This is a genomic window from Lacibacter luteus (assembly GCF_004118265.1).
GTDB lineage: Bacteria > Bacteroidota > Bacteroidia > Chitinophagales > Chitinophagaceae > Lacibacter > Lacibacter luteus.
Genome location: NZ_SDHW01000003.1, coordinates 434,186 through 457,431 on the forward strand (window position 1 = coordinate 434,186; position 23,246 = coordinate 457,431).

Genomic DNA, 23,246 nt, shown 5'->3' on the forward strand with positions numbered 1-23,246 from the left:
CGTTGCAGATATGTTAGAAGGTAAAAGACAAAAACAGATAGCGGGTGTTATTCACGAAGAAATGACAGGCATTTTCCAGAAACTGGGATTGAGTATGATTGATGGCGGATTGGTATCTATTTCTTCGGTAAAGGTTACGCCCGATTTACTGGAAGCCCGTATTTATTTAAGTGTGTTCCAGGCAAAGGATAATGAAGCGGTGTTGAAAAAAGTGGAAGAGAAAGCATTTGAAATAAAGCGTGATCTTGCTGCTAAAATGAAAAATCAGTTACGCCGTATTCCCGAAATAAAGTATTACCTCGATGATACACTCGACCATGTATTTAAAATGGAAGAGTTGTTTAAAAAGATTGATGAAGAGAAGAAAAATGAGTGATGAATGATCCGTGATGAGTGTGTACCCGAATATTGAAGCGGTACTCATCCTTCCAGATACCTTACTCATTATTCATCATTCATTACTCATTACCTTGAACTTCTTATTTGCCTGGCGCTATTTCCGCTCAAAAAAAACTACCAATGCCATCAATATCATTGCATGGATTACGGTATTGGCAATGGCCGTGGGCACAGCTGCATTGGTGGTGGTGTTGAGCATTTTTAATGGGTTTGAAGGATTGGTAAAAACATTGTACTCTTCTTTTTATCCCGATATACGCATTACTGCAAAGCAACAAAAGATCATGCTGCTTGATGATGCAACAGTTAAAAAAATAAAACTGCTGCAGAATGTAAAAAGCCTGAGTATGGTGTTGGAAGAAAATGTACACCTGCAAAACGGCGACTACAGAACCAATGCTGTGATTAAGGGTGTTGATGATGCCTATGTGCAAACAAGTGGCGTAAAGGAAATGATCACATCCGGCCAGTTTGAATTGGGCAGTAACGAAACACCTGCATTGGTGCTGGGTGTTGGTATTGAAGGCGCCTTGAATTTACGCAGCGATCGTTCGGTTACACCTGTTACGGCTTATTTACCGAAGCGTGGAGTAACATCAACTAATCCGCTGGATGCCATCAGTACAGTTAACCTGCAACCGACCGGTGCATTTTCCATACAGCAGGATTTCGATAATAAATATGTGCTCACCAATATTGATATTCTTAAAGAAATGTTGGGCTTAAAGCCAAACGAATACAGTGCTGCCGAACTGAAGTTGAAAGATGTAAAAGCCGAAGCAGAAACCATTGCAGCAATACAAAAACTAGTAGGTAATAACTACCTTGTAGAAAACAGGTATCAGCAAAACCGTTCGTTATTTGGTGTAATGCAAATGGAGAAATGGGCCATCTATGGTATCCTTTCACTTATACTCATCATTGCATCGTTTAATATGATTGGTGCATTAACCATGCTGGTGCTGGAGAAAGAACAAGACATTCAAATACTGCAGGCAATGGGTGGAGGTAAATCGTTTGTGCAGCGTATTTTTTTAACCGAAGGTGTATTGCTGGCGTTGATCGGCAGTGTTATCGGCATTGTACTGGCGCTTATCTTCTCTTATCTGCAGGTAACCTTTAAGCTCATTCCTTTGCAAGGTTCTTTTGTAATTGATTATTACCCAGTGGTAATTTCCATTACCGATATTCTGTTGATCCTAGTTACTGTGTTTGTAATTGGCTTACTTGCTTCATGGATCCCTTCTGTAAAAGCAGCGAAGCAAAAAGTATCGTTAAGGGCGCAATAAGTTTTGCAAAGTCATACTAAAACAAAAAAGCAGAGAATAATCATTCTCTGCTTTGTATCAAAAAAATATACTTCTGATTAATAATCACCCAGGCTTGTTTCACCTAACTGGGTAAGTGCTTTTGCAAGCTGCTCATCGTTCGGTGCAATGCCATGCCATTCGTGACTTCCTTCCATAAAATCAACACCTTTACCCATTGCAGTAATCATCAGGTTTACAATCGGCTTTCCTTTACCCACAAATGTTTTGGCTTTTTCCAAACCTGCAACTACCTGGTCCATATCGTTACCATCTTCAATAACCAGTGTTTCCCAACCGAAAGCTTCAAACTTCGCTTTCAAATCGCCAAGACTCATTACTTTGGCAGTAGGTCCGTCAATCTGTTGCCCGTTCCAGTCAATAGTAGCAATTAGGTTATCCATTTTATGGTGGGCAGCAAACATCACCGCTTCCCAAATCTGGCCTTCCTGTAATTCACCATCACCATGTAAGGTATAAACAACTGTATTTTCTTTATTTAAGCGCTTGGTATAAGCTGCGCCAATAGCAACACTTAAGCCCTGGCCTAACGAACCTGATGCAACACGTACACCGGGTAAATGTTCATGTGTGGTAGGGTGGCCTTGTAAACGGGTATTGAGTTTACGGAACGTAGCCAGTTCATTTACCGGAAAGTAACCGCTTCTTGCCAATGTTGCATAAAAGATGGGCGAAATATGGCCATTTGAAAGAAAGAAAAGATCTTCTCCCGCAGCATCCATATTAAACGACGGGTCGTGTTTCATCACTTTAAAATAAAGGGCCGTTAAAAAGTCGGTACAGCCAAGTGAACCACCGGGGTGTCCGCTCTGACATCCGTGCACCATACGTACAATATCTCTGCGGAGTTGGGTTGCTATTTCTTTCAGTTCTGCCATAGTTTTAAAAGTTGCGGGCAAAGCTAAAAGAAAAAGCGGTTTAAAGCGTAAAACTTTACAGCCTGCAAAAGATTTTTGCCAAACAGACAAACTAGCGTTTTTACGCAAAATGAAACAATGTTTTCCTTTTAGGCTCAGAACATTTAGATTTGCGGTACACTTGAACAATCAACTGCATGGATCACCTGCTCATTGGTTCGGTTATCGCCTTCCTAATTACGTACTCAGCTATTCCCATTATTATACGGGTTGCAGAGGCTAAGCATCTGTTTGATGTACCGGATGACGACCGGAAATTGCATAAAAATCCTATCCCTTCGCTAGGGGGTATTGGCATTTTTGCAGGGTTTATTCTGGGTTTTTTAATTGCTGTACCAGCAGGCTTGCCTGAGGTGCAGTATTACGCAGCTGCTTTTCTGGTTGTTTTCTTTTTGGGGCTGAAAGATGATATTGTGGTCCTCACTCCACTTAAAAAGTTCCTTGGTCAGTTACTCGCAGCATTTATAATTGTTTACAAAGGCGGAATTGTGATTGATGGGCTTTATGGATTTATGGGGTTTGAAAAAATGCCCTTTATTCTTAGCCTGGCATTTACTTATTTAACCATTATTGTAATTACCAATTCATTTAACCTTATTGATGGAGTAGATGGGTTGGCAGGATCGCTTGGTTTATTTACCAGCATTTGCTTTGGTATTTATTTTTATATGGCGGGATTGCCTTTCTACTCAATGATGGCATTTGCCATGGCGGGCAGTTTGGGTGCGTTCTTAATTTTTAATATTTCGCCGGCAAAAATTTTTATGGGCGATACAGGGTCGTTGTTACTTGGTATTGTAAACTCCATACTGGTAATCAAGTTTATTCAGGTTGCTACAGTTCCAACTGCAAAAGTGTATTTGCCTGCAGCCCCGGCTATCGGGTTTGCAATTCTTTTTGTTCCCTTGTTCGATACTCTTCGCATTTTCGCATATAGAATATTATCCCGACGTTCTCCTTTTAGTCCCGATCGTAATCATGTGCATCATCTGCTGCTCGAAAAAGGGCTCAGTCATAAAATGGTTGCCTTTCTTGCAGTGGCATTTAATGTTGTAATTGCCGGGGTAACAGTGCTTGCACGTGAACTCAATATTACCTTTCTTTTGTTGGGTCTCATCAGCGTTGGTTTTTCTGTTATCAGCCTGCTTATTTATTCTAACAGGGCCAACCGCAGAAAATTATTTTCGTTGGAGAAGAAAGCCGAAAAAAATAAAGAAACAAGGGTTATACCGTTGGCTAAAGGAGCTGCGGCGCCTGTTCCTGAAAAAACTGAAGCCGCTAAATAATTGCTTTTCGTTAGTGATTTTTATACAGCAATTCTTACAATTCTGTAGGTTTGCACCTCATTAATTTCTAAACGTATGTCAGAAGATCTGTCGTTAATTATGGATGATGCTGATGAGCACATGAAAAAGGCTATTCAGCACCTGGAAGTAGAATTAGTAAAGATTCGTGCAGGAAGAGCAAACCCAAATATGCTCGATGGTATTGTGGTAGATTATTACGGCTCGCCTACACCAATTGGCCAGGTAGGCAATATTAGTGTTGCCGATGCAAGAACGCTCACCATTCAGCCATGGGAGAAAAATATGCTGCAGCCGATTGAACGTGCGATCATCAATTCAAATATTGGTTTGGCTCCGCAGAACGATGGTAATATTATTCGTTTGTTCTTACCGCCATTAACAGAAGAGCGTCGTAAAGAATTAGTGAAACGTGTTAACGCAGAAGGTGAACATACAAAAGTTGCTGTGCGTAACATCCGTCGTGATGCTATTGAAGCAATCAAAAAACTGCAGAAAGACGGTTTGAGTGAAGATGCCGCAAAAGATGCAGAAAAAGATATGCAGCTGTTAACCGATAAATTCACTGCACAGATCGATAAACATCTTGAAGCAAAAGATAAAGAGATCATGGCTGTTTAAGCAACAGCTTGATAATGATTAAAGGGAGCGGTTATCGTTCCCTTTTTTATTGCCTGTTGGTAATGTAAACACCGGAAAGAATGATGAGCAAACCTGCCATTTGTAACAGACCAACTGTTTCGCCAACAAGCAATCCCCAGCCAATTGCTACAAACGGAATTCCATAGGTAACCATTGTTGAGAACAATGGGCCCGCACGTTTCAGGAGCATGTAAAAAAGGATAGAGGCAATGGCTGTTCCAAATATGCCCAATACCGATGCTGCACTTATTGCTCTTATTACCGAAACATCGGATAGTTGATGTTGTGTAAAACCGTTGTAAAGTAATACAGCAAGTGAAGCCGGAATTAATGATACAAATGCAATGGCAGCAATATCAAGCGAGCCAACATGTTTCAGGTACCGATTCGTCATGTTTACATTTAACCCGTACGATAATGTTGCAAGAACAATCAATACAGCAAAGAAAACATTGTTACTTGATGCGCCGTTTTTTTGCGAGAGGAACAACAGCAGCATACCGCTGAATCCGATTAACACACCAATGATTTTTTGTGCCGCCACTTTCGACTGAAAGAATAGAGCACCAATAAGAATTACAAAAAAAGGCGTAAGCGCATTCAACATACCTGCAAGTGCACTGTCAATTTGTGTTTCTGCAATGCAAAATAAAATGGCAGGAATAAAGCTGCCGAGTATGCCGGTAAGCACTAATAAGCCAAGATCTTTTTTTTGCATGCGTTGAAACGATCGTACTGCAAAAGGAAGCAATACCAATCCTGCACTTAACATACGGATGGCTGCAACTTCGTATGCCGATAACTGTTTCAACCCTTCCTTCATTAAAATGAAAGAGCTGCCCCAGATAAAACAAAGCAATAAAAAAAGAAGCCAGTTAAAAAGTTTTGGATGCATAGCAGAAGCTGCAAAGATGTTGGAAAATTATGGATTCATCCCTGCAAGTTTTATATTCGTATAAATGCAGTTATTATGGGCAAAATAAAATTATCATCAATAAGTACCAAGGCGCCAAAGGGTTTAAACAAAGCAAAACTAAAAGCGAAAACCGAAAAAATTATTGAACAGCTCGATGAACTGCAGAACAGACTTATTGCAGAAAATAAACATTCGCTGCTGGTAATTATACAAGGTATGGATGCAAGCGGTAAAGATGGTTTGTTGCGTGATGTGTTTGGATCGTTGAATCCTTTAGGTGTTTCGGTAAAATCGTACAAAGCACCAACGCCGGAAGAATTAAGCCATGATTTTTTATGGCGCATCCATCAGCATGCACCTGCAAAAGGCATGATACAGATTTTTAACCGCAGCCATTACGAAGATATCCTTATTACCCGTGTGCACGGATGGTGCAACGATGAAACGGCGGTAAAACGAATGAAGGCGATCAACGATTTTGAAGAGTTAATTACAGAGCACAACCATACACATATTCTTAAATTCTACCTGCATGTGTCGCCGGAAGAACAACAGGCCCGATTAAAAGAGCGAGTACATGATCCACGCAAAATGTGGAAGTACAACGAAAAGGATTTTGAGGAAGCCAAATTGTGGAACAAGTACATGAAGTATTACCAGGATTGTTTTCAGCATTGCAACAAAATACCCTGGCAAGTTATTCCTGCCGATCAGAACTGGTATAAAGAGTACGTAGTTGCACAGAAAGTTTACGATACATTGAAATCGCTCAACATGCAGTATCCGGGTCTGAAAAAATAAAGTTTGTAAATGACGTATTTTTTTACAGATTTGTAATACCCGCCACGTTTAGCAATCAATCTGTTTTATTTATTCATCACAATAAAAACCACAATTATGGGAATGCTCAAAGAATTTAAAGATTTTGCAATGAAAGGCAATGTAGTTGATTTGGCTGTCGGTGTTATTATCGGCGGAGCTTTCGGCAGTATTGTAAGTTCATTGGTTGAAGATATTATTACACCTGTTTTATTAAAGCCTGCTTTAAAAGCAGCCGGCGCAGCTAATATTGAAACATGGGCACCGGGTGGTGTTTTACTTGGTAAATTTATTGCAGCTGTAATTTCGTTTATCGTTATTGCATTTGTTCTATTCCTGATAATAAAAGGAATGAATTCTGCAAAGAAAAAAGAAGAGGCGGCTCCGGCTCCGCCACCTGCAACACCCGAAGATGTTTTGTTGCTGCGTGAAATTAGAGATGCTTTAAAGAAATAATAAAAACTCTTTTTGTAAATGGCAGCAAAGAATTTTCTTTGCTGCCATTTTTTATTACTGGTATGGCGCAACATTTGCTGTGCTTGCCGCAAACAAATACTTATGATGAAACAAGTAATGCTTACTGCAATTATCGCAATTGGTACAGTAACGTCTTTTGCACAGGATGCTGAAGTAAAACGTTTAAAAGATGAATCGAACAAAACCGTTAAGAAAGAACCCGAACAAAAAGATGGCTGGACAAAAGGTGGCGTGTTTAATCTTAACCTAAGCCAGGGGGCAAGTCGTAACTGGGCCGCCGGAGCCGAAAAATTTTCATTCTCTGTAAATGCATTGGCCAACACATTTGCTTATTACAAAAAAAGAAGAAATGCATGGGATAACAGTTTGAATGTGCAGTATGGTATTGTAAATGCAACCAGCATTGGTACACGTAAAAACGATGATCGTATTGATCTGCTTTCACGTTACGGTTACCAGCTGGGCGATACAGCTAAAAGCAGATGGTATCTTTCCGGATTAGTGAACTTACGTACACAAATGACAACGGGTTACAACTATACAGTTGAACCAAAAGAAAAGAATTCGAACTTTTTTGCACCTGCCTATCTGTTGGTGTCGCCGGGTATCATGTACAAGCCCAATGCAACATTCGATATTTTTCTTTCGCCGGTAACAAGTCGTTGGGTTATTGTAAACGAGGCGAATAAAGATATCCGCAGGCTGTTCAATTTTACCGATACCACAAAAATGGCCATTAACGAAATAGGTGCATTTTTAACTGCCAATTTAAAAAAAGACCTGGCAAAAAATATCAACCTTACCAGCAGGCTCGATTTGTTCAGCAATTACAAAAACAACCCGCAGAATATTGATGTGTTCTGGACCAACACACTGGGTTTCAAGGTGAACAAATACATTGGCGTGAGTTATAATTTCGACCTGATTTACGATCATGATGTGAAAAATGTAAAAACAGGCGGATTGCTGGGCACACAGCTGAAATCGTTGCTGGGAATCGGCTTTACCGCTACATTTTAGTACGGTTTAGTTCCCTACATTTGCAAGTCCCGAGCCACCAGGTTCGGGACTTGTTCGTTAAAACAGAAATACTTTGCAAACAGAATCATACCAGATAAAACTCCCGCAGTTCGAAGGTCCGTTCGACTTACTGCTCTTCTTTATTGAACGTGATGAGCTGGATATTTACAATATTCCCATTACACGCATCATTAAAGACTTTATGGATTACATCCATAAAAGTGAGCAGTTGAACATTGAACTGTCGAGTGAATTTATTTTGTTTATCTCCACACTTATGCGCATTAAAGCAAAAATGCTGTTGCCACGTAAGGAAGTGGATGATCAGGGTAATGAAATTGACCCACGCCAGGAGCTTGTTGACAAAATTCTTGAATATAAAAAGTTCAAAGAAGCGAGTGTGGAAATGGCCGAAATGGAAGCCATGCGTATGCTGATGGTGAAGCGGGGTAACATTGCCAAAGAACTGGCAAATATTGGCGAAGAAACCGGCGAAGGCACCGAAATACAAACCATTACCATGTTTAAACTGATGAAGACGTTTGAACGGGTGATGAAGAAACATCACGAGCGCTTTAATAAACCCGTGCATACGGTGGTGCAATACAATTACACCATGGAAGGCAGCCGTGAATACATGTTGGATATGGTAAAGACGGAAAAGACCATGCCATTTGAGAAATTGTTTGATGTGGTAGAGAACCGCATTCACGCCATCTTCTTATTTCTGTCCTTGCTTGAACTTTCGCAACAACGCTATATGACCTTGCTGGTGGGTGAAGGGAAAAACAATTTTATTGTTGAGTGGAACGACGACAGACCTGCTGATATCGACAATGATATTTTTGAGCAGAAGACAGAAACAGAAACTTCATCCGAACAGGGGGCAACAGATGAAGAGTCGCCACAAACAGAAAACGATAACGAAACAGAAGAGCAATAAGAAAACGCCGTATCGATTGATGCGGCGTTTTTGTTTTTAATCGATTTTGTAAACTTTTAATTCGAAATTATACCCATTCATGATATAATAATCGTTCAGAAATACCATTTCTAAATTTCCTCCCGGGATAATATCTAAAAGCACGTAGTCTAAATCTTGTAATGGGCTTGTTTTTGTATCTACAACAATTGAGTCAGCACCAGATGCTATGATAAAACAAGTCGATGTCGAGGAGCTATCACTAAAAAAACGAATTGTGTATGGTTTGTGATGTTGGGTGCTGAAAGAAAAAATTGAATCTGTTTCAAATTTAAATTTATTCAAAAGCAACTCGTAGTGCTGGCTTGTATTAACAACGTAGCCTAATTCGAGAAAACGTTTCGCTAATAGATTATTTGAATCAACATAACCCATGTCAATAGGATTTGAAATCTCCTGTTTTTTTACATAAGCATCAATTTCTTTTTCATTTTTTATGAATTGTATATCTGCAAAAGTTCGCCTGAACTCGATATCGCCAATTTGGGAGACATGAATATGTCCAATGTTCGTTGACTTAGGTTCTTTCCGTTTGCTTCTGCAACTGAAGCAATACAGTAAGAGGGAAAGTATCAGAAATGAGTATTTCATTAAATATGGTTACTTAAAGCTATTAATAAAAAAAATCCCACCGCTCTACAGTAGGATTTTACTTTCTACAAAGAATAATTTATGCTTTTACTGTAACCCGTACACCCATCATCTCTCTCACAGTTTTCACAATACCATTTGCATCAATACCAATTTCTTCATACAGTTGTTTAGGCGTACCGTGTTCAACCAAACGATCGGGGATACCCATGATCTTTACTTCAGCCTTGTAATTATACTGCGCCATAAATTCCAATACTGCAGAGCCAAAACCACCAACAACAGTTCCGTCTTCAACGGTTACCACTTTATCGAATTTTGCAAATACTTCATGGAGCATTTCTTCATCGATCGGTTTTGCAAAACGCATATCGTAATGTGCAGGGTTAATGCCATTGTTCTTTAATTCACGAATAGCACTTGCGGCAAAATTACCGGGGTGACCAAAAGAAAGAATTGCAATACCATCACCATCTTTCAGCTTACGTCCTTTGCCAATCTCCATTTCTTTCATTTCTGTTCTCCATTCCGGCATTACACCTTCACCACGTGGATAACGGATAGAAATCGGCAATGTATGTGAATCGAGTTGAGCTGTGTACATCATGTTGCGTAATTCTGCTTCGTTCATCGGCGCAGCAACGATCATATTGGGGATGCAGCGCATGTATGCAATATCGTAACAACCATGATGTGTTGGCCCATCTTCACCAACCAAGCCTGCACGGTCTAAACAAAATACAACCGGCAGTTTTTGAATAGCTACATCGTGCACCACCATATCGTATGCACGTTGCATAAAGGATGAATAGATGTTACAGAATACTTTCATGCCCTGCGTTGCCATACCTGCACTGAGTGTAACAGCGTGTTGCTCGCAAATACCCACATCAAATGCACGGTGGGGCATTTTGTCCATCATGAATTTTAACGAAGAGCCACTTGGCATAGCAGGTGTAACACCTACGATCTTTTCATTTTTTTCTGCCAGCTCAATCATCGTATGTCCAAATACATCCTGATATTTGGGAGGCTGTGGCGTATCGAATTTCTTTTTATGAATTTCGCCGGTTACCTTATCAAACAAACCTGGCGCATGCCATTTGGTTTGATCTTTTTCAGCTAATTCATAACCCTTTCCTTTTACGGTTACAATGTGCAGCAATTTAGGTCCGGGAATATTCTTCAGATCTTTCAACGTATCAACCAGCTTGGTAATGTTGTGACCATCAATAGGACCAAAGTAGCGAAGCTTTAATGCTTCAAACAAATTGCTGTTCTTGTTTACAAAACCTTTAATGCTGTGCTCCAGCTTGCTCGCCATTTCACGGCTGAAGGTTTTGCCAACAGGCAGTTTGCCCAAGGCATTCCACACTTCATCCTTGATTTTGTTATACGTTGGCGAAGTAGTAATATCTGTTAAGTATTCTTTTAATGCACCAACGTTGGGGTCGATGCTCATACAGTTGTCGTTAAGAATAATCAGCACATCGCTGTCTGCAACACCTGCATGGTTCATGGCTTCAAAAGCAAGACCGGCAGTCATAGCACCATCGCCAATTACCGCAATGGATTTACGGTTTTCGCCTTTTAGCTTAGCAGCCATTGCCATACCCAATGCTCCGGAAATAGAAGTGGAGGAGTGACCAACACCAAACGTATCGAACTCACTTTCGCTCCGCTTTGGGAATCCGCTCAAACCATTGTATTTACGGTTGGTATGAAAATTATCTCTGCGGCCTGTAAGAATTTTATGACCGTAAGCCTGGTGACCCACATCCCAAACCAGCTGGTCGTATGGTGTATTGTACACGTAATGAAGGGCTGTAGAAAGCTCTACCACACCCAAACTTGCACCGAAGTGGCCACCGTGCACACTCACCACATCAATAATGTATTGCCTTAACTCGTCGCAAACCTGCGGTAATTGATCCATGGGCAGCTTTTTAAGATCGGCCGGGGAATCAATTTTGCTCAACAATGAACCGGGTTTAATTTCCATATTTTCCAGAATAATTAAGTAAAGGTAAAAAACTTACGGGCAATAGCAGCACCCGGATTTGATTAACAGCGAAAGTAAAAAATGGTTGAAGCGAACCTCAAAACTTCAGCAGAAAATCAACCATTTACCCAAATAATTAGCCCTTTGTACCTTTCGGGGGTTTAATCACTTATCTTAAAGGTTAGATTTGTACACACATGCGTGTTTCTTTAAGTAAAATAGGAGCTTATTGGTGGTGCCAGGCGGCAGGCTGGGGCGGTAACATGCTCATGAATTTCTTTTTTGCCTGGACCTACAACAGAGATATAACCTTACCTTTTTTTCTGCGGTCGCTGATCATTGCTGTTTTGGGTGTAGTAATCACGCACTTTATGCGGTGGGTAATTATGAAGCTCAATCTGCTGCAAAAGCCTATTGAACGGCAGGTTATTTATTTTCTGTTGCTTACGGTTTTGTTTTCGATGATTCTTCCGTTTCTTTCCTTATCGCTTTTTAACCTGTTTAATTTGTTTACACCCGAACAACGTGTGTACAGTTTTACACGTTTGTTTTTAGGTTCGGCCGCTAACTCGTTTGTAACATTGTTGGTTTGGAATCTTATTTATTTCATTTACCATTATGTTGAGCGCTTTCGTATGCAGCAGCTCGATGCATTGCAAATGCAAAGTGTGGTGAAAGAACTGGAGTTGAAAACCATTAAAGCACATATTAACCCGCATTTCATTTTTAATTCACTTAACGGCATCCGTGCTTTGGTTGATGAAGATCCTGCACGTGCACGTACAGCTATTACAGAGTTGAGCAATATTCTGCGTAACAGTATGCAGGCCGATAAGCAGGAAACGGTTCCGTTTGAAAAAGAACTGGCAATTGTTAAAGATTATCTTGCTTTGGAGCAAATGCGTTTTGAAGAAAGGCTGGTTGTTAATTTTGATATTGAAGAGGATACACTCGATCAACCCATACCACCAATGATGTTACAAACGCTGGTGGAAAATGCAATTAAACACGGCATCAGTAAAAATATTTCGGGAGGTGAAATAAAGATCATTTCCCGTTTTGTAAAAGATCAGCATGAATTGGTGATCCGCAATACAGGACGATTGAATGGTGAGGTAAATGCAGATGGTTTTGGTATTTCCAGTACACAAAGCAGGTTAAAACTGATGTTTGGCGATAATGCAGGCTTTTCAATAAGCGATGTAAACGGAAATGAAGTTGAGGCAAAAGTAACCATGCCCGCTTCGGCATAATAATTTAAAACACCCTTATCATATAAAAAGACAGATATGAACAAAAAAGCAATTATTATTGACGACGAACGCTTAGCCCGTAATGAACTGAAAAAACTGTTATCAGATTTTCCGGATATTGAAGTGATTGATGAAGCATCGAACGTAGATGAAGGTTTGCAGAAAATTGAAGCACTCAATCCCGATCTTATTTTCCTCGACATACAAATGCCCGGCAAAACAGGTTTCGATCTGTTGAGCGAACTCGAACGGACACCCGAAGTGATTTTTACCACTGCTTACGATGAATATGCATTACGTGCATTTGAAGTGAATGCATTGGATTATTTGTTGAAGCCGATTGAACCCAAGCGTTTGGCAGATGCATTGCATAAACTCGACGAAGAAGAAAAAGAACATACTGGTGGCGATGGCGAACCGATTCATGTAAACCGCAGCATGCTTGGCGAAAACGACCAGGTTTTTGTAAAGGATGGTGAACGTTGCTGGTTTGTGAAGTTGAGTGATATCCGTTTGTTTGAAAGTGTGGGTAACTATGCGAAAGTATATTTTGGACCAAACAAACCACTCATCTTAAAATCGCTGAATGCATTGGAAGAACGTTTGGATGAAAAAATGTTTTTCCGTGCAAACCGTAAACATATTGTAAACCTCCGCATGATTGAAAAAGTTGAACCTTATTTCAACGGAGGTCTGCTGCTCGAAATTCATGGTGGCGATAAAATAGAAGTAAGCCGCAGGCAAGCGGTGAAGTTTAAAGAAATGATGAGCTTATAAAGTAAACCGATCATTAAAATAAAATGAAGAAATTAAACCTGACGTGGTTACTGCTTTTTGTAACCACGTTTTTATTAGCCCAGACAAAAGCCGATCAAACCATTAATGCCAAAGAAGTAGAACGTATTGAAGGTGTACTTGCTTCGGACGAAATGAAAGGCCGCAGAATTTATTCGCCCGAGTTAGACAAAGCTGCAGATTTTATTGCTGCTGAATTTAAAGCAGCAGGTTTGCAAACATGGAACAACAGCGGCACATACCGCCAGGAGTTTTCGATGATAACGCCACGTTTTAAAGGATTAACATGCAGCTTCGATCAACAACCTGTAGACGGAAAGAATGTGGTTGTAATAACTACAACTGCAAGCTTTTCAATGAATGAAAAATCAGGTTACGAAAAAGTGAAATTGGGTGCAGGGTTAAATCTGTTTGGTGAAGCACAGAAATACATCCGCTCAGATAAAAATTATTTAGTGCTTGTTGATACTTCGTACAGCAAAAACTTTGGACGGCTTACCGGCTTTAAGCGTGGAATGTTTCCAATGAAGAACAATGTAGTGTTTGTATTAACAACAACAGATCCGGCAGCGTATACCATCGAAGCTCAACACGAAATTGTTGAACAGAAACTGGCCAATGTTGTTGGCGTATTGCCGGGCAAAAGCAAAAAGAATGAGTATGTAATTTTCTCCGGACATTACGATCATATCGGTATCGGTAAGCCTGTTGATGGCGATTCTGTTTTTAATGGTGCGAATGATGATGCTGCAGGTACAACAGCCGTGATCTTGCTTGCAAAATATTACAAGGCATTAAACAATAATGAACGTACCATCATCTTTGCTGCGTTTACTGCAGAAGAATCGGGTGGATATGGTGCACAGTATTTTTCCCGCCAGTTCGATCCTGCACAGGTAGCTGCCATGTTTAATATTGAAATGATCGGTACCGAAAGTAAGTGGGGTAAGAACTCGGCCTACATTACCGGTTACGAAAAAACAGATATGGGTGCTATTATGCAAAAGAACCTGGAAGGAACAGGGTTTACTTTTTACCCCGATCCTTACACCGACCAGAATTTATTCTATCGTTCCGATAATGCAACACTGGCACGTTTAGGTGTTCCTGCGCATACCATTTCAACTTCCAAAATGGATAGTGAACCAAATTACCACAAAGTATCAGACGAAGTAGAAACGCTGGATTTAGATAATATGACCATGATTATAAAGTCGATTGCATTAAGTGCAAGAAGTATTGTTGCCGGAAAAGATTCGCCAACGAGAGTGAAAGTGGATGAGTTGAGGTAACAGATTATTGTCCTAAAGGGAATAAAAAAAGGAGCATTGCTCCTTTTTTTATTTAATGTTGATGCTTGAATTTAGTTCAACTTTTCAAAATGCAGATCAATCTTTTTATCCTTTCTGTAATAATCCAGAATCAACACCTGGCCTTGTCGAGCAGGTAAAACAATTGATCTTGTAGCGTCTGATTTTGTTTGAATTTTATCCTGTGTTAGCTTACCGTCGCTGTATGTTATAGAATTGAAAGTGGTTCCTTTATAATCTTTACCTCGTTCAAAATCGCTATAACAAATAGAAAATGAGCTATGGTCTTTGTTTACCTGCGTATAAGCGTAGTCAAAACCACTGTAATAATATTTGATTTGTTTGCCAAGCATTTGCGTGCTTACAAATTCTGAACCACCTAAGAGTTGAATATCATTGTCACTCTTCTTGTAGATTGAAGCTTCTTTAACTGTAAAATCTGGATCAAATTTAATCACAAGCATATCTGTTACTTTCAACTTAACCATACTGACACCTGAGCTTCCACTTCCTGAAGCCCCTGCAAGAATTGTTGAGGCAATTCCAAGTCCGCTTGCTGCTTTTTTATAACCTTCACCGATTGCATAAATGCTGCCATCTTCTGTTTGAATCATATTATGAAGAAACATGTATCCAAAGTCATCAATTTTACCACTTCCACTTGTGCCAAGATGTTTACCAAGATCAAGCGCCCAGGTAGAATATTTTTCACTCAGCGTTTTTCCTGTTTCATCAATACCAACAAACGCAAAACCTTTTGATTTATCTTTCATTACATTTCCACCTTTGTCAAAAAACTCTCCGTAGAGATAGGCTTTACCATCATTCAATACAGACATGCTGATAGGGTAAAAATTATATTTTCCTTCGTTGGTAGATTTTTGAAACAAGAGTTTCCCGTTTTCTAGTGATAAACCCAGTATGAATGATTCCGGGTTGCGGTCAAACCTGCTTGAATATTTAAGCATTTCTACATACACTACATTTTTATGCGTGCCCAGGTAATCACCCACAAACATTTTACCGTCCATAGCCGGAACATAAGTCCATTGTTTTTTTGCATCAGTACCTACGTAGCTGATCTGAAACGTAAAATCCTTATTGTCACGACTGGGAACATTTGAAATAAACCCTTTTCCTTCTACAGGATATAACCCTTTAAAGTTATTGTCCTCATCATCTAACAAATAGTTCATCCTTAAGTATGCCTCGTCTTTTTTCGAAATGCTTTTTGTGTAAGAGAATTTCTTTGTACCATCGGCTCCATAAACCTGGTAGTCAAGAATGTTATCGTCAGAATTATAAAACAAGAACACAAGATCAGTTCCGTTAAAAGATGATTCAATAATGCTGACGTTTTTTGAATCCTGGAATTTCAGCTCTTTTAACTTGTTCAGGCTTTGATCCATGATTTGTAAAGTGTATTCATTTGTTTTACGGTCGATCTTGTCGCTCACGTAAAAAAAGTAATAGCCTTTCACTTCACTACCTTCCTTAATAGCATCAGAATTGCGCAGTACGCTTGATTTCTGGATATTGGCAATACTTAATTTTTGTGCCTTTGCGGCTGTAAAAAAGCCCATAAGCATCAGGAAAACTGCTAGTTGTTTCATTTCTGTGGTTTTGTTTTAATGTTGATTGTTGTTTTTTTCAGCTATGTTTATTTGTTCAGCTACCGGCTGAAATTCTTTTATTGGTAAGAGGTAACGGTTACAAAATGCAATTGTTACTTGTGCCATTTCATCAAGGCGTATGCGATTGAGCATTCGCAAAAGTTCATTATAGTCTTTTGAATAGAAATTATTCTCTGTATCGATCAACAAACCTGCTTTGTGATTTTTTTGTTGCTCATATAATTTATTCAGATCTCTTGCAATTAAGTATGCCGCAAGATTCGTTTGGTTTTGTTGTTGTAATAAAAGCAGGTTGTAATAAATATTTCGACTAACATTACCTGATTGATAGGTGTGTTCGATCATTTCAAGCAGTAACTCTTCTTTTAGTTTACGGAAATAGAATTCATCAATCAGGAAATCTTTGCCGGTATTTTGCGAAGCGACAGAGTCTTTCAATGCAGCAATCCGAACAGAACAATCAGGATGTGTTTTAAATGAATCAATTTCTTTTGCCCTTTCTGCAACTGAGGGCTCATTTATTTTGCTGAATATAGCTGACTCTTCCTGAATCCATTTCTTCTTAAACGGATAATTTTCGAAGTTGAATACCGTTTGCACAGTAAGCTTAGGGAAACCAGTTGCTTTATCAACCGTGTCGAGCAATTGCAATAATGACACAATGCCACTTGCGTTATATCCGGTATTCTTAAAAAAAGTGAACGCTTGCATATCAGCTTCCGTTTCCTTGGTACGGCTATGCTGCCTGCTGTTAAAAATTAAATTCCGGCTGAGTTTTTCAAGTTCTTTGTTTACACCAAACTCTTGTTTAGAAAGTTCCTTAAGTTTTTTTTGAAATTCAGGACTGTTGGTTATTGTAATGTACTGATCGACCGATTTTAATGTGTGCGATTTATAATAATGCGCCAGCTCATGACATAAGACAAAAGCAAGTTCAGCTTCATTACGCATATGAATAACAAGCCCTGCATTAATTGCAATGGAGCCGTCTCCCATACTGTATGCATTTGGCCACCAATCACGGGTAAAAAACAAGCGTAACTCGTCGGCCTTTAAAACAGGATTTGCTTTAATGATTCTGTTTAGTATTTGTTGGAGGTATTCATAAGGTTGTTGTGCAGTGATGGCGCTTTTGCCGGAAATTATTTTTTCAATTTGCTCAAAATGCAGCGTATAGATCTCTTCATAATCTTTTTTTAATGAAGGATTAACTTTACTGAGCCATTGTGCCTTTACATTTTTTACAGATTGAATCCAATTCTTTTTCAGAATTGTATCGTCCTTTTGAAACTGGTAAAATGGATTTTGTTGCGCCACTGCCCCAAAGAAAAATAGCAGGCAGCAATATGTAAGGATAGGGGATTTCAGGCGCATAATGATTAATTCAGGGTTGCGATTATTTTTTACAGCTGCAAAATGCATAGCATTAATGCGGGTAAAAATAATAAAGAAGCGGAGAAATTATGCTTTAACCGGCACACTATGTATAGCTGCTGCCATTTCCTTTATAAGTGTGGCGTTTTTCTCTATAGCATTGCCAATAACAATTACATCGGCACCTGCTTTACAGTTGCGATATGCTTTTTCTGGATCGGTAATACCGCCGCCAATAATAAGAGGAGCTTCAATTTGTTGAGCCACTGCCTGTATCATGCTTTCGCTGATGGCACGTTTGGCACCACTGCCGGCATCCATATAAATTACTTTCATGCCCAGCATTTCGCCGGCCATTGCAGTACACATGGCAATTTCATTTTTATCGGAAGGGAGAGGAGTGGCATTACTGATGTACGACACGGTAGTAGGAGCGCCACCATCAACCACCATATAACCGGTAGAAATTATTTCGAGACCGCTTTGCTTAACAAAAGGAGCAGAAATTACATGCTGACCAATTAACAACTCCGGATTGCGACCCGATATTAACGAGAGGTACAATAAACCATCGGCATATTTGCTGATCTGTGAAGGACTGCCCGGGAAAAGAATAACCGGAATATCGCAGCTTGCTTTTAGTTGTTGCACCACTTCATCTAACCGGTTCGAAATAACAAGGCTTCCACCCACAAAAAAATAATCGACACCAGCATCCACAGAAAGTTTCACCAGTTGTTCAACGGCCAACGGATTTACTTTATCGGGATCAATTAAAACAGCAAACGATTTTTGTCCTTTCTGCTTTTTTTCCAGTAACTGCGTATAGAGGTATTGATTCATTAATGCTCAGCTATAGGTGCAAAAATGCAAAAAAATGTTCAGCTTTTTCAGAAACCCTTCTATTTATCTGTATGGGTTTAAATGCGCCTGTTATACCGGCCTGATTGCCGGCTTAAAAATCTGCGCTTACAGCAAAGCGTTAGTTTAACTTTCGGTTAATAACGCCCTGTAATGCAGCAAAAACAAGGCTATGGGATTTATTTGCTAACCGCAAAGACTTTTTTCTGCTCATTTTAAAAAAGGGTGGTTGAAAACTCAATATCCACACCGAAAATCACGCCCATATTGAGTTTGAGCCGATTTCCACAAGCTGTGCATATTTACCCCTTTGTCTGTATTACTTGAAAAAATATTTTCGTATTCTGTCGTTTAGCGATTTCTTAACCCAACTACTAACCCACAAAACTTACAGTTCATTATGGCCAGCAAAAAGAAAATGGAACAGGGGCTTCAGTTTAGCCGCCGGTTTACAAAAGAAGGTGTTTCGCCCTTCGATTTGTTTGAGTATGACTACCGTACATCTGTGATTCGTAATCCGACAGGTGAGGTGGTTTTTGAAATGAACAATGTTGAGGTTCCCAAACACTGGAGTCAGATAGCAACCGATATCCTGGCACAGAAATATTTCCGTAAGGCAGGTGTGCCGCAGCCGGATGGAACATTGGGTAGAGAAACATCATCGAAACAAGTAGCGCATCGTATGGCGAATTGCTGGCGTGTGTGGGGCGAACGCTACGGATATTTTGCAAGCGAAAATGATGCACAGGTTTTTTACGAAGAACTTGTGTACAGCATATTGAACCAGGTTTGCGTACCTAACAGTCCGCAATGGTTTAACAGTGGTTTGTACGAAAGCTATGGCATTAAAGGAAAGCCGCAGGGCCACTACTTTGTTGATGCCAACGATGGACAGTTAAAGAAATCAACTTCGGCATACGAACGTCCTCAGCCACATGCCTGCTTTATCCTCAGCGTTAGCGATGATTTGGTGAACGATGGTGGTATTATGGATTTGTGGGTGCGTGAAGCAAGGATCTTTAAATATGGTTCGGGTGTAGGTACCAACTTTTCTACCATTCGTGGCGAAGGCGAAAAACTGAGCGGCGGTGGTACATCAAGTGGTTTAATGAGCTTCCTCAAAATTGGCGACCGTGCTGCAGGTGCTATTAAAAGCGGTGGTACTACACGTCGTGCAGCGAAAATGGTTTGTCTCGATTTAGATCATCCAGAGATCATGGACTTCATCAACTGGAAAGTGGAAGAAGAAAAGAAAGTAGGTGCATTGATCAATGCAGGTTACAGCCACGATTACGAAGGTGAAGCATACCGCACAGTAAGCGGACAAAACTCGAACAACTCTGTTCGTATACCCAACGAATTTTTCGAAAAATTAGAAAAAGGCGAAGACTGGGAATTGAAAGCACGTACCGATGGTCGTACCATGAAAAAAATTCCTTCGCAGGAAGTATGGAACCAGATTGCTTACGCTGCATGGCGTTGTGCTGACCCCGGTACACAGTATGATACAACCATTAACGAATGGCACACATCTCCCAAAGGCGGACGCATCAATGCAAGTAACCCTTGCAGCGAATACATGTTCTTAGATAATACAGCATGTAATCTTGCTTCTGTAAATCTTCGTCGTTTGTTCGATGAGGCAACACAAACATTCGATGTGGAAGGCTTTGAATACATCTGCCGTTTGTGGACAGTTGTATTGGAAGTTTCTGTATTGATGGCGCAATTCCCTTCGAAAGATGTTGCACAATTATCTTACGACTATCGTACACTTGGGTTGGGCTATGCCAACCTTGGTTCGATGTTGATGGTAATGGGTATTCCTTACGATAGTGAAGAAGCACGTGGTATTGCCGGTGCATTAACTGCTATCATGACGGGGATCTCTTACAAAACATCTGCAGAAATGGCTTCGTTCCTTGGTGCATTTCCACGTTACGAAGAAAATGCAGAAGATATGTTGCGTGTAATGCGTAACCACCGTGCTGCTGCTTACGATGCAGAGGAAGCATATGTTGGTTTAAGCATTAAACCACAAGGTATCAAAGCACAGTATTGCCCTGATTATTTACTGAAGAGTGCCTGCAAAAGCTGGGACGATGCTGTAGCACAAGGTGAAAAATATGGTTACCGTAATGCACAAACAACTGTAATTGCTCCAACAGGAACAATTGGGTTAGTAATGGATTGCGATACTACCGGTGTTGAACCCGACTTTGCATTGGTGAAGTTTAAAAAACTGAGTGGTGGTGGTTATTTCAAAATCATTAACCAGTCTGTACCAACTGCATTGGTAAAACTCGGTTACAGCGAAAAAGAAATTGATGCAATTGTAAAATATGCTGTTGGTGCGGCTTCATTAAATGGTGCACCGCACATCAACCCACAATCGTTAAGCGAAAAAGGATTTATTGCAGAAGAAATTAAAAAGCTGGATGCTGCAATGCTTTCTGCTTTTGAAATCGGGTTTGTATTCAACAAATTCACATTAGGTGAAGAATGTTTACAACGCCTTGGCTTTACTCCCGAGCAGTACAACGATTTTGAATGGAGCTTACTCGAAGCACTCGGCTTTACAGATGAGCAGGTTGAAGAAGCAAACGATTACATCTGTGGTACAATGACGATGGAAGGTGCTCCTTTCTTAAAACTGGAACACTATCCTGTATTTGATTGTGCAAACAAATGCGGTAAAAAAGGCGAACGTTACATTCACCACAGCGGCCACATTCGTATGATGGCGGCTGCACAACCATTCTTAAGCGGTGCAATTTCTAAAACCATCAACCTGCCCAACGAAGCAAAGGTTGAAGAAATTGCAGAAGCGTATTACGAAAGCTGGAAGCTTGGTTTGAAAGCTTGTGCATTGTATCGTGACGGATCGAAGCTGAGCCAACCTTTAAGTACAAAAAGCGATAAGAAGAAAAAAGATTCAACAACGGTAGCCGCAGAAGAAACAGCTCCTGCAGTGATGGATGGTCCTGTTATTGTTGACATGGCCAAACTTACAGTTGAAGAGTTGCTGGAAGAGCTGAACAAACGTGTACAGGCATCGCCCGATACAAAACTGAAACGTCAACTGGCACGCATTGTTGAACGCAGAACTTTACCTGCTAAACGCCGTGGCTTTACACAAAAAGCAAAGATCAACGGCCAGGCTATTTTCTTACGCACAGGCGAATACAACGATGGAACTCTTGGTGAAATCTTTGTTGATCTTGCAAAAGAAGGCAGCACTTTGCGTAGTTTGATGAACAGCTTTGCAATTGCTATTTCTGTTGGCCTGCAATACGGTGTTCCGTTAGAAGAGTTTGCAGAGAAATTTGTGTTTACCAAGTTTGAACCAAGCGGTATGGTAGACCATCCGAATATTAAAACAACAACTTCAATTGTTGACTTTGTGTTCCGTTGTTTGGCATACGAATACTTAGGCCGTACAGACCTGGTACATGTTTTAGATAAACCGGATATTGATAATACCGGTACTGATGACTGGGATGATATTCCTACCGGTCTTGAGTATGAAAAAAAAACACCGGAATTAAGTGATGTTCGTGTTGTAGCTGCAGCACCAAGCACAGCACCGGTACAAAAAGCACAACGTGTGGCAACAACTCAGCCATCAAAAGTTGAAACAGGATTGGATGCAATGAATCTTGCAGCGAAGAGCATGCAAAGTGATGCACCGGCTTGTAACACTTGTGGACACATCACCATCAGAAGCGGTACTTGTTACAAGTGCTTAAACTGTGGTAACAGTATGGGTTGCAGTTAATGATAAAATAATTAAGGCCTTTCACGGAAAGGGTGAAAGGCCTTAATTAAAACTTAGAAATAAAATAATAAAAAACCCCGCCTTTAATGGCAGGGTCAATGTCTTGTCGGATTCAATTCGCACTTGGTTGCCGGCAAAGAAAACAAGATGAACAATTGATCAGATCAATCGGTTTGGTGAAAAGTCTCATTAGCTGAGTAAGAAACCTTACATCTTGTCTTGAAATGGGGACTTACATTCATTTATGTAAGATCTCCATTTTTGTTTAGTGAAAGTAGTGATCTCAACCATTATAAACAAGTTCTTTTTTTCGATAAGAAATTAGAATTCACAATTTATTCAGACCTATTTTTTTGACAAAGTAAAAAGCGATTATTGCATATCTAAAACGGTAGTTTTTCTAAAAGTTGGATTATTGATGTATGATTGAAGTATCCGTTTTCTCAATAACTAATCTCAACAGAGGTTCCTATAATAAACGCTCCGGTTCCCCGGAGCGTTTCTGTTTTCAGTTGCTGAAATAAAATCAGTAGATGCTGAAAAAATAAGGAGTAATTCTACAACGTATAATTTCTATTTGCAGTTGTTTTATGAGAGAATACTCTTATTTGTAAAAAGATATTGAATAGGCTGTTGGCCGAAGCATTGCAAACAAGTATTTTTAAACCGAAACAAATCCGTACCAATGAAGAAAGCAATCGTCTATTCGGTATTGCTGTTAAGTATCGTTTATCTGAGCAGCTGTAGCAGAACACTTACACCCTATGAAGCCGCAAACGGAACGTATCGCAAGTGTATGCGTGTAAGATAATAAAAAGAAGCCCCCGCAATTGCGGGGGCTTCT

The 23,246-nt window shown here is 40.0% G+C and carries 20 protein-coding genes; 13 read left to right on the top strand and 7 right to left on the bottom strand.

Features of this window, described 5'->3' with window-relative positions:
* Nucleotides 1-10: 10 nt before the first annotated feature.
* Complete coding sequence (locus ESA94_RS12910) at nucleotides 11-376, top strand: ribosome-binding factor A (RefSeq protein WP_129131317.1); 366 nt, start codon at nucleotides 11-13, stop codon at nucleotides 374-376.
* A 13-nt stretch (nucleotides 377-389) separates the two neighbouring features.
* On the top strand, nucleotides 390-1,688 hold the full coding sequence (locus tag ESA94_RS12915) for an FtsX-like permease family protein (protein WP_240671052.1): 1,299 nt from the start codon (nucleotides 390-392) through the stop codon (nucleotides 1,686-1,688).
* A gap of 77 nt (nucleotides 1,689-1,765) precedes the next feature.
* On the opposite strand, the gene ESA94_RS12920 is transcribed toward ESA94_RS12915, so the two are convergent.
* A complete protein-coding gene (locus tag ESA94_RS12920; RefSeq protein ID WP_129131318.1) occupies nucleotides 1,766-2,605 on the bottom strand; it encodes a transketolase in 840 nt (279 codons plus the stop codon).
* 176 nt (nucleotides 2,606-2,781) lie between these two features.
* On the opposite strand from ESA94_RS12920, the gene ESA94_RS12925 reads away from it, so the two are divergent.
* Together ESA94_RS12925 and frr are read left to right on the top strand one after the other, a co-directional pair.
* Entirely contained in the window at nucleotides 2,782-3,930 is a 1,149-nt protein-coding gene (locus ESA94_RS12925) for an MraY family glycosyltransferase (protein ID WP_129131319.1), read from the top strand.
* A gap of 75 nt (nucleotides 3,931-4,005) precedes the next feature.
* Nucleotides 4,006-4,569 (top strand): ribosome recycling factor, encoded by a 564-nt coding sequence (gene frr / locus ESA94_RS12930; RefSeq protein ID WP_129131320.1) that lies wholly within the window; start codon nucleotides 4,006-4,008, stop codon nucleotides 4,567-4,569.
* A gap of 46 nt (nucleotides 4,570-4,615) precedes the next feature.
* Here the strand turns inward: frr and ESA94_RS12935 are convergent, their stop codons facing one another.
* Nucleotides 4,616-5,485, bottom strand: a complete 870-nt coding sequence (locus tag ESA94_RS12935) for a DMT family transporter (protein WP_129131321.1) — start codon at nucleotides 5,483-5,485, stop codon at nucleotides 4,616-4,618.
* A gap of 75 nt (nucleotides 5,486-5,560) precedes the next feature.
* On the opposite strand from ESA94_RS12935, the gene ESA94_RS12940 reads away from it, so the two are divergent.
* From ESA94_RS12940 to ESA94_RS12955, 4 genes are all read left to right on the top strand, one after another.
* Nucleotides 5,561-6,307: a PPK2 family polyphosphate kinase gene (locus ESA94_RS12940; protein ID WP_129131322.1), complete on the top strand. Its 747-nt coding sequence runs from the start codon at nucleotides 5,561-5,563 to the stop codon at nucleotides 6,305-6,307.
* 96 nt (nucleotides 6,308-6,403) lie between these two features.
* Nucleotides 6,404-6,781: a large conductance mechanosensitive channel protein MscL gene (gene mscL, locus ESA94_RS12945; protein WP_129131323.1), complete on the top strand. Its 378-nt coding sequence runs from the start codon at nucleotides 6,404-6,406 to the stop codon at nucleotides 6,779-6,781.
* A gap of 102 nt (nucleotides 6,782-6,883) precedes the next feature.
* The gene (locus ESA94_RS12950; RefSeq protein ID WP_164972736.1) at nucleotides 6,884-7,822 is read left to right on the top strand and encodes a DUF3078 domain-containing protein; all 939 of its coding nucleotides are present in this window, start codon (nucleotides 6,884-6,886) and stop codon (nucleotides 7,820-7,822) included.
* Between the two features lie 73 nt (nucleotides 7,823-7,895).
* On the top strand, nucleotides 7,896-8,765 hold the full coding sequence (locus ESA94_RS12955; RefSeq protein WP_129131325.1) for a segregation and condensation protein A: 870 nt from the start codon (nucleotides 7,896-7,898) through the stop codon (nucleotides 8,763-8,765).
* A 36-nt stretch (nucleotides 8,766-8,801) separates the two neighbouring features.
* Here the strand turns inward: ESA94_RS12955 and ESA94_RS12960 are convergent, their stop codons facing one another.
* Nucleotides 8,802-9,395 carry a hypothetical protein gene (locus ESA94_RS12960; RefSeq protein ID WP_129131326.1) on the bottom strand — a complete coding sequence of 198 codons (594 nt, stop codon included), beginning with the start codon at nucleotides 9,393-9,395 and terminating at the stop codon, nucleotides 8,802-8,804.
* Nucleotides 9,396-9,474: 79 nt separating this feature from the next.
* Entirely contained in the window at nucleotides 9,475-11,397 is a 1,923-nt protein-coding gene (gene dxs / locus ESA94_RS12965) for a 1-deoxy-D-xylulose-5-phosphate synthase (protein ID WP_129131327.1), read from the bottom strand.
* 197 nt (nucleotides 11,398-11,594) lie between these two features.
* Here dxs and ESA94_RS12970 point away from each other — a divergent pair, with 197 nt between their 5' ends.
* From ESA94_RS12970 to ESA94_RS12980, 3 genes are read left to right on the top strand one after another with little or no spacing between them, the layout of a single operon-like run.
* Nucleotides 11,595-12,650: a sensor histidine kinase gene (locus ESA94_RS12970; RefSeq protein WP_129131328.1), complete on the top strand. Its 1,056-nt coding sequence runs from the start codon at nucleotides 11,595-11,597 to the stop codon at nucleotides 12,648-12,650.
* Nucleotides 12,651-12,686: 36 nt separating this feature from the next.
* Complete coding sequence (locus ESA94_RS12975; RefSeq protein ID WP_129131329.1) at nucleotides 12,687-13,427, top strand: LytR/AlgR family response regulator transcription factor; 741 nt, start codon at nucleotides 12,687-12,689, stop codon at nucleotides 13,425-13,427.
* Nucleotides 13,428-13,450: 23 nt separating this feature from the next.
* A complete protein-coding gene (locus ESA94_RS12980) occupies nucleotides 13,451-14,737 on the top strand; it encodes a M28 family peptidase (protein ID WP_129131330.1) in 1,287 nt (428 codons plus the stop codon).
* A gap of 71 nt (nucleotides 14,738-14,808) precedes the next feature.
* Here the strand turns inward: ESA94_RS12980 and ESA94_RS12985 are convergent, their stop codons facing one another.
* From ESA94_RS12985 to ESA94_RS12995, 3 genes are all read right to left on the bottom strand, one after another.
* Complete coding sequence (locus ESA94_RS12985; protein WP_129131331.1) at nucleotides 14,809-16,368, bottom strand: DUF6770 family protein; 1,560 nt, start codon at nucleotides 16,366-16,368, stop codon at nucleotides 14,809-14,811.
* Nucleotides 16,369-16,383: 15 nt separating this feature from the next.
* On the bottom strand, nucleotides 16,384-17,763 hold the full coding sequence (locus ESA94_RS12990; protein WP_164972737.1) for a M48 family metallopeptidase: 1,380 nt from the start codon (nucleotides 17,761-17,763) through the stop codon (nucleotides 16,384-16,386).
* Nucleotides 17,764-17,850: 87 nt separating this feature from the next.
* The gene (locus ESA94_RS12995; RefSeq protein ID WP_129131333.1) at nucleotides 17,851-18,606 is read right to left on the bottom strand and encodes a geranylgeranylglyceryl/heptaprenylglyceryl phosphate synthase; all 756 of its coding nucleotides are present in this window, start codon (nucleotides 18,604-18,606) and stop codon (nucleotides 17,851-17,853) included.
* Nucleotides 18,607-19,024: 418 nt separating this feature from the next.
* On the opposite strand from ESA94_RS12995, the gene ESA94_RS13000 reads away from it, so the two are divergent.
* Both ESA94_RS13000 and ESA94_RS21755 read left to right on the top strand, forming a co-directional pair.
* On the top strand, nucleotides 19,025-22,402 hold the full coding sequence (locus tag ESA94_RS13000) for a vitamin B12-dependent ribonucleotide reductase (protein ID WP_129131334.1): 3,378 nt from the start codon (nucleotides 19,025-19,027) through the stop codon (nucleotides 22,400-22,402).
* A 685-nt stretch (nucleotides 22,403-23,087) separates the two neighbouring features.
* Complete coding sequence (locus ESA94_RS21755; protein WP_262708034.1) at nucleotides 23,088-23,213, top strand: hypothetical protein; 126 nt, start codon at nucleotides 23,088-23,090, stop codon at nucleotides 23,211-23,213.
* Nucleotides 23,214-23,246 lie beyond the last annotated feature (33 nt).

Excerpts from the sequence above, each read along its gene's own strand:
- ESA94_RS12910 (WP_129131317.1), top strand. The coding sequence starts at position 11 with ATGTTAGAAGGTAAAAGACAAAAACAGATAGCGGGTGTTATTCACGAA.
- ESA94_RS12915 (WP_240671052.1), top strand. The coding sequence starts at position 390 with ATGAGTGTGTACCCGAATATTGAAGCGGTACTCATCCTTCCAGATACC.
- ESA94_RS12920 (WP_129131318.1), bottom strand. The coding sequence starts at position 2,605 with ATGGCAGAACTGAAAGAAATAGCAACCCAACTCCGCAGAGATATTGTA.
- ESA94_RS12925 (WP_129131319.1), top strand. The coding sequence starts at position 2,782 with ATGGATCACCTGCTCATTGGTTCGGTTATCGCCTTCCTAATTACGTAC.
- frr (WP_129131320.1), top strand. The coding sequence starts at position 4,006 with ATGTCAGAAGATCTGTCGTTAATTATGGATGATGCTGATGAGCACATG.
- ESA94_RS12935 (WP_129131321.1), bottom strand. The coding sequence starts at position 5,485 with ATGCATCCAAAACTTTTTAACTGGCTTCTTTTTTTATTGCTTTGTTTT.
- ESA94_RS12940 (WP_129131322.1), top strand. The coding sequence starts at position 5,561 with ATGGGCAAAATAAAATTATCATCAATAAGTACCAAGGCGCCAAAGGGT.
- mscL (WP_129131323.1), top strand. The coding sequence starts at position 6,404 with ATGGGAATGCTCAAAGAATTTAAAGATTTTGCAATGAAAGGCAATGTA.
- ESA94_RS12950 (WP_164972736.1), top strand. The coding sequence starts at position 6,884 with ATGATGAAACAAGTAATGCTTACTGCAATTATCGCAATTGGTACAGTA.
- ESA94_RS12960 (WP_129131326.1), bottom strand. The coding sequence starts at position 9,395 with ATGAAATACTCATTTCTGATACTTTCCCTCTTACTGTATTGCTTCAGT.
- dxs (WP_129131327.1), bottom strand. The coding sequence starts at position 11,397 with ATGGAAATTAAACCCGGTTCATTGTTGAGCAAAATTGATTCCCCGGCC.
- ESA94_RS12970 (WP_129131328.1), top strand. The coding sequence starts at position 11,595 with ATGCGTGTTTCTTTAAGTAAAATAGGAGCTTATTGGTGGTGCCAGGCG.
- ESA94_RS12975 (WP_129131329.1), top strand. The coding sequence starts at position 12,687 with ATGAACAAAAAAGCAATTATTATTGACGACGAACGCTTAGCCCGTAAT.
- ESA94_RS12980 (WP_129131330.1), top strand. The coding sequence starts at position 13,451 with ATGAAGAAATTAAACCTGACGTGGTTACTGCTTTTTGTAACCACGTTT.
- ESA94_RS12985 (WP_129131331.1), bottom strand. The coding sequence starts at position 16,368 with ATGAAACAACTAGCAGTTTTCCTGATGCTTATGGGCTTTTTTACAGCC.
- ESA94_RS12990 (WP_164972737.1), bottom strand. The coding sequence starts at position 17,763 with ATGCGCCTGAAATCCCCTATCCTTACATATTGCTGCCTGCTATTTTTC.
- ESA94_RS12995 (WP_129131333.1), bottom strand. The coding sequence starts at position 18,606 with ATGAATCAATACCTCTATACGCAGTTACTGGAAAAAAAGCAGAAAGGA.
- ESA94_RS13000 (WP_129131334.1), top strand. The coding sequence starts at position 19,025 with ATGGCCAGCAAAAAGAAAATGGAACAGGGGCTTCAGTTTAGCCGCCGG.
- ESA94_RS21755 (WP_262708034.1), top strand. The coding sequence starts at position 23,088 with ATGAAGAAAGCAATCGTCTATTCGGTATTGCTGTTAAGTATCGTTTAT.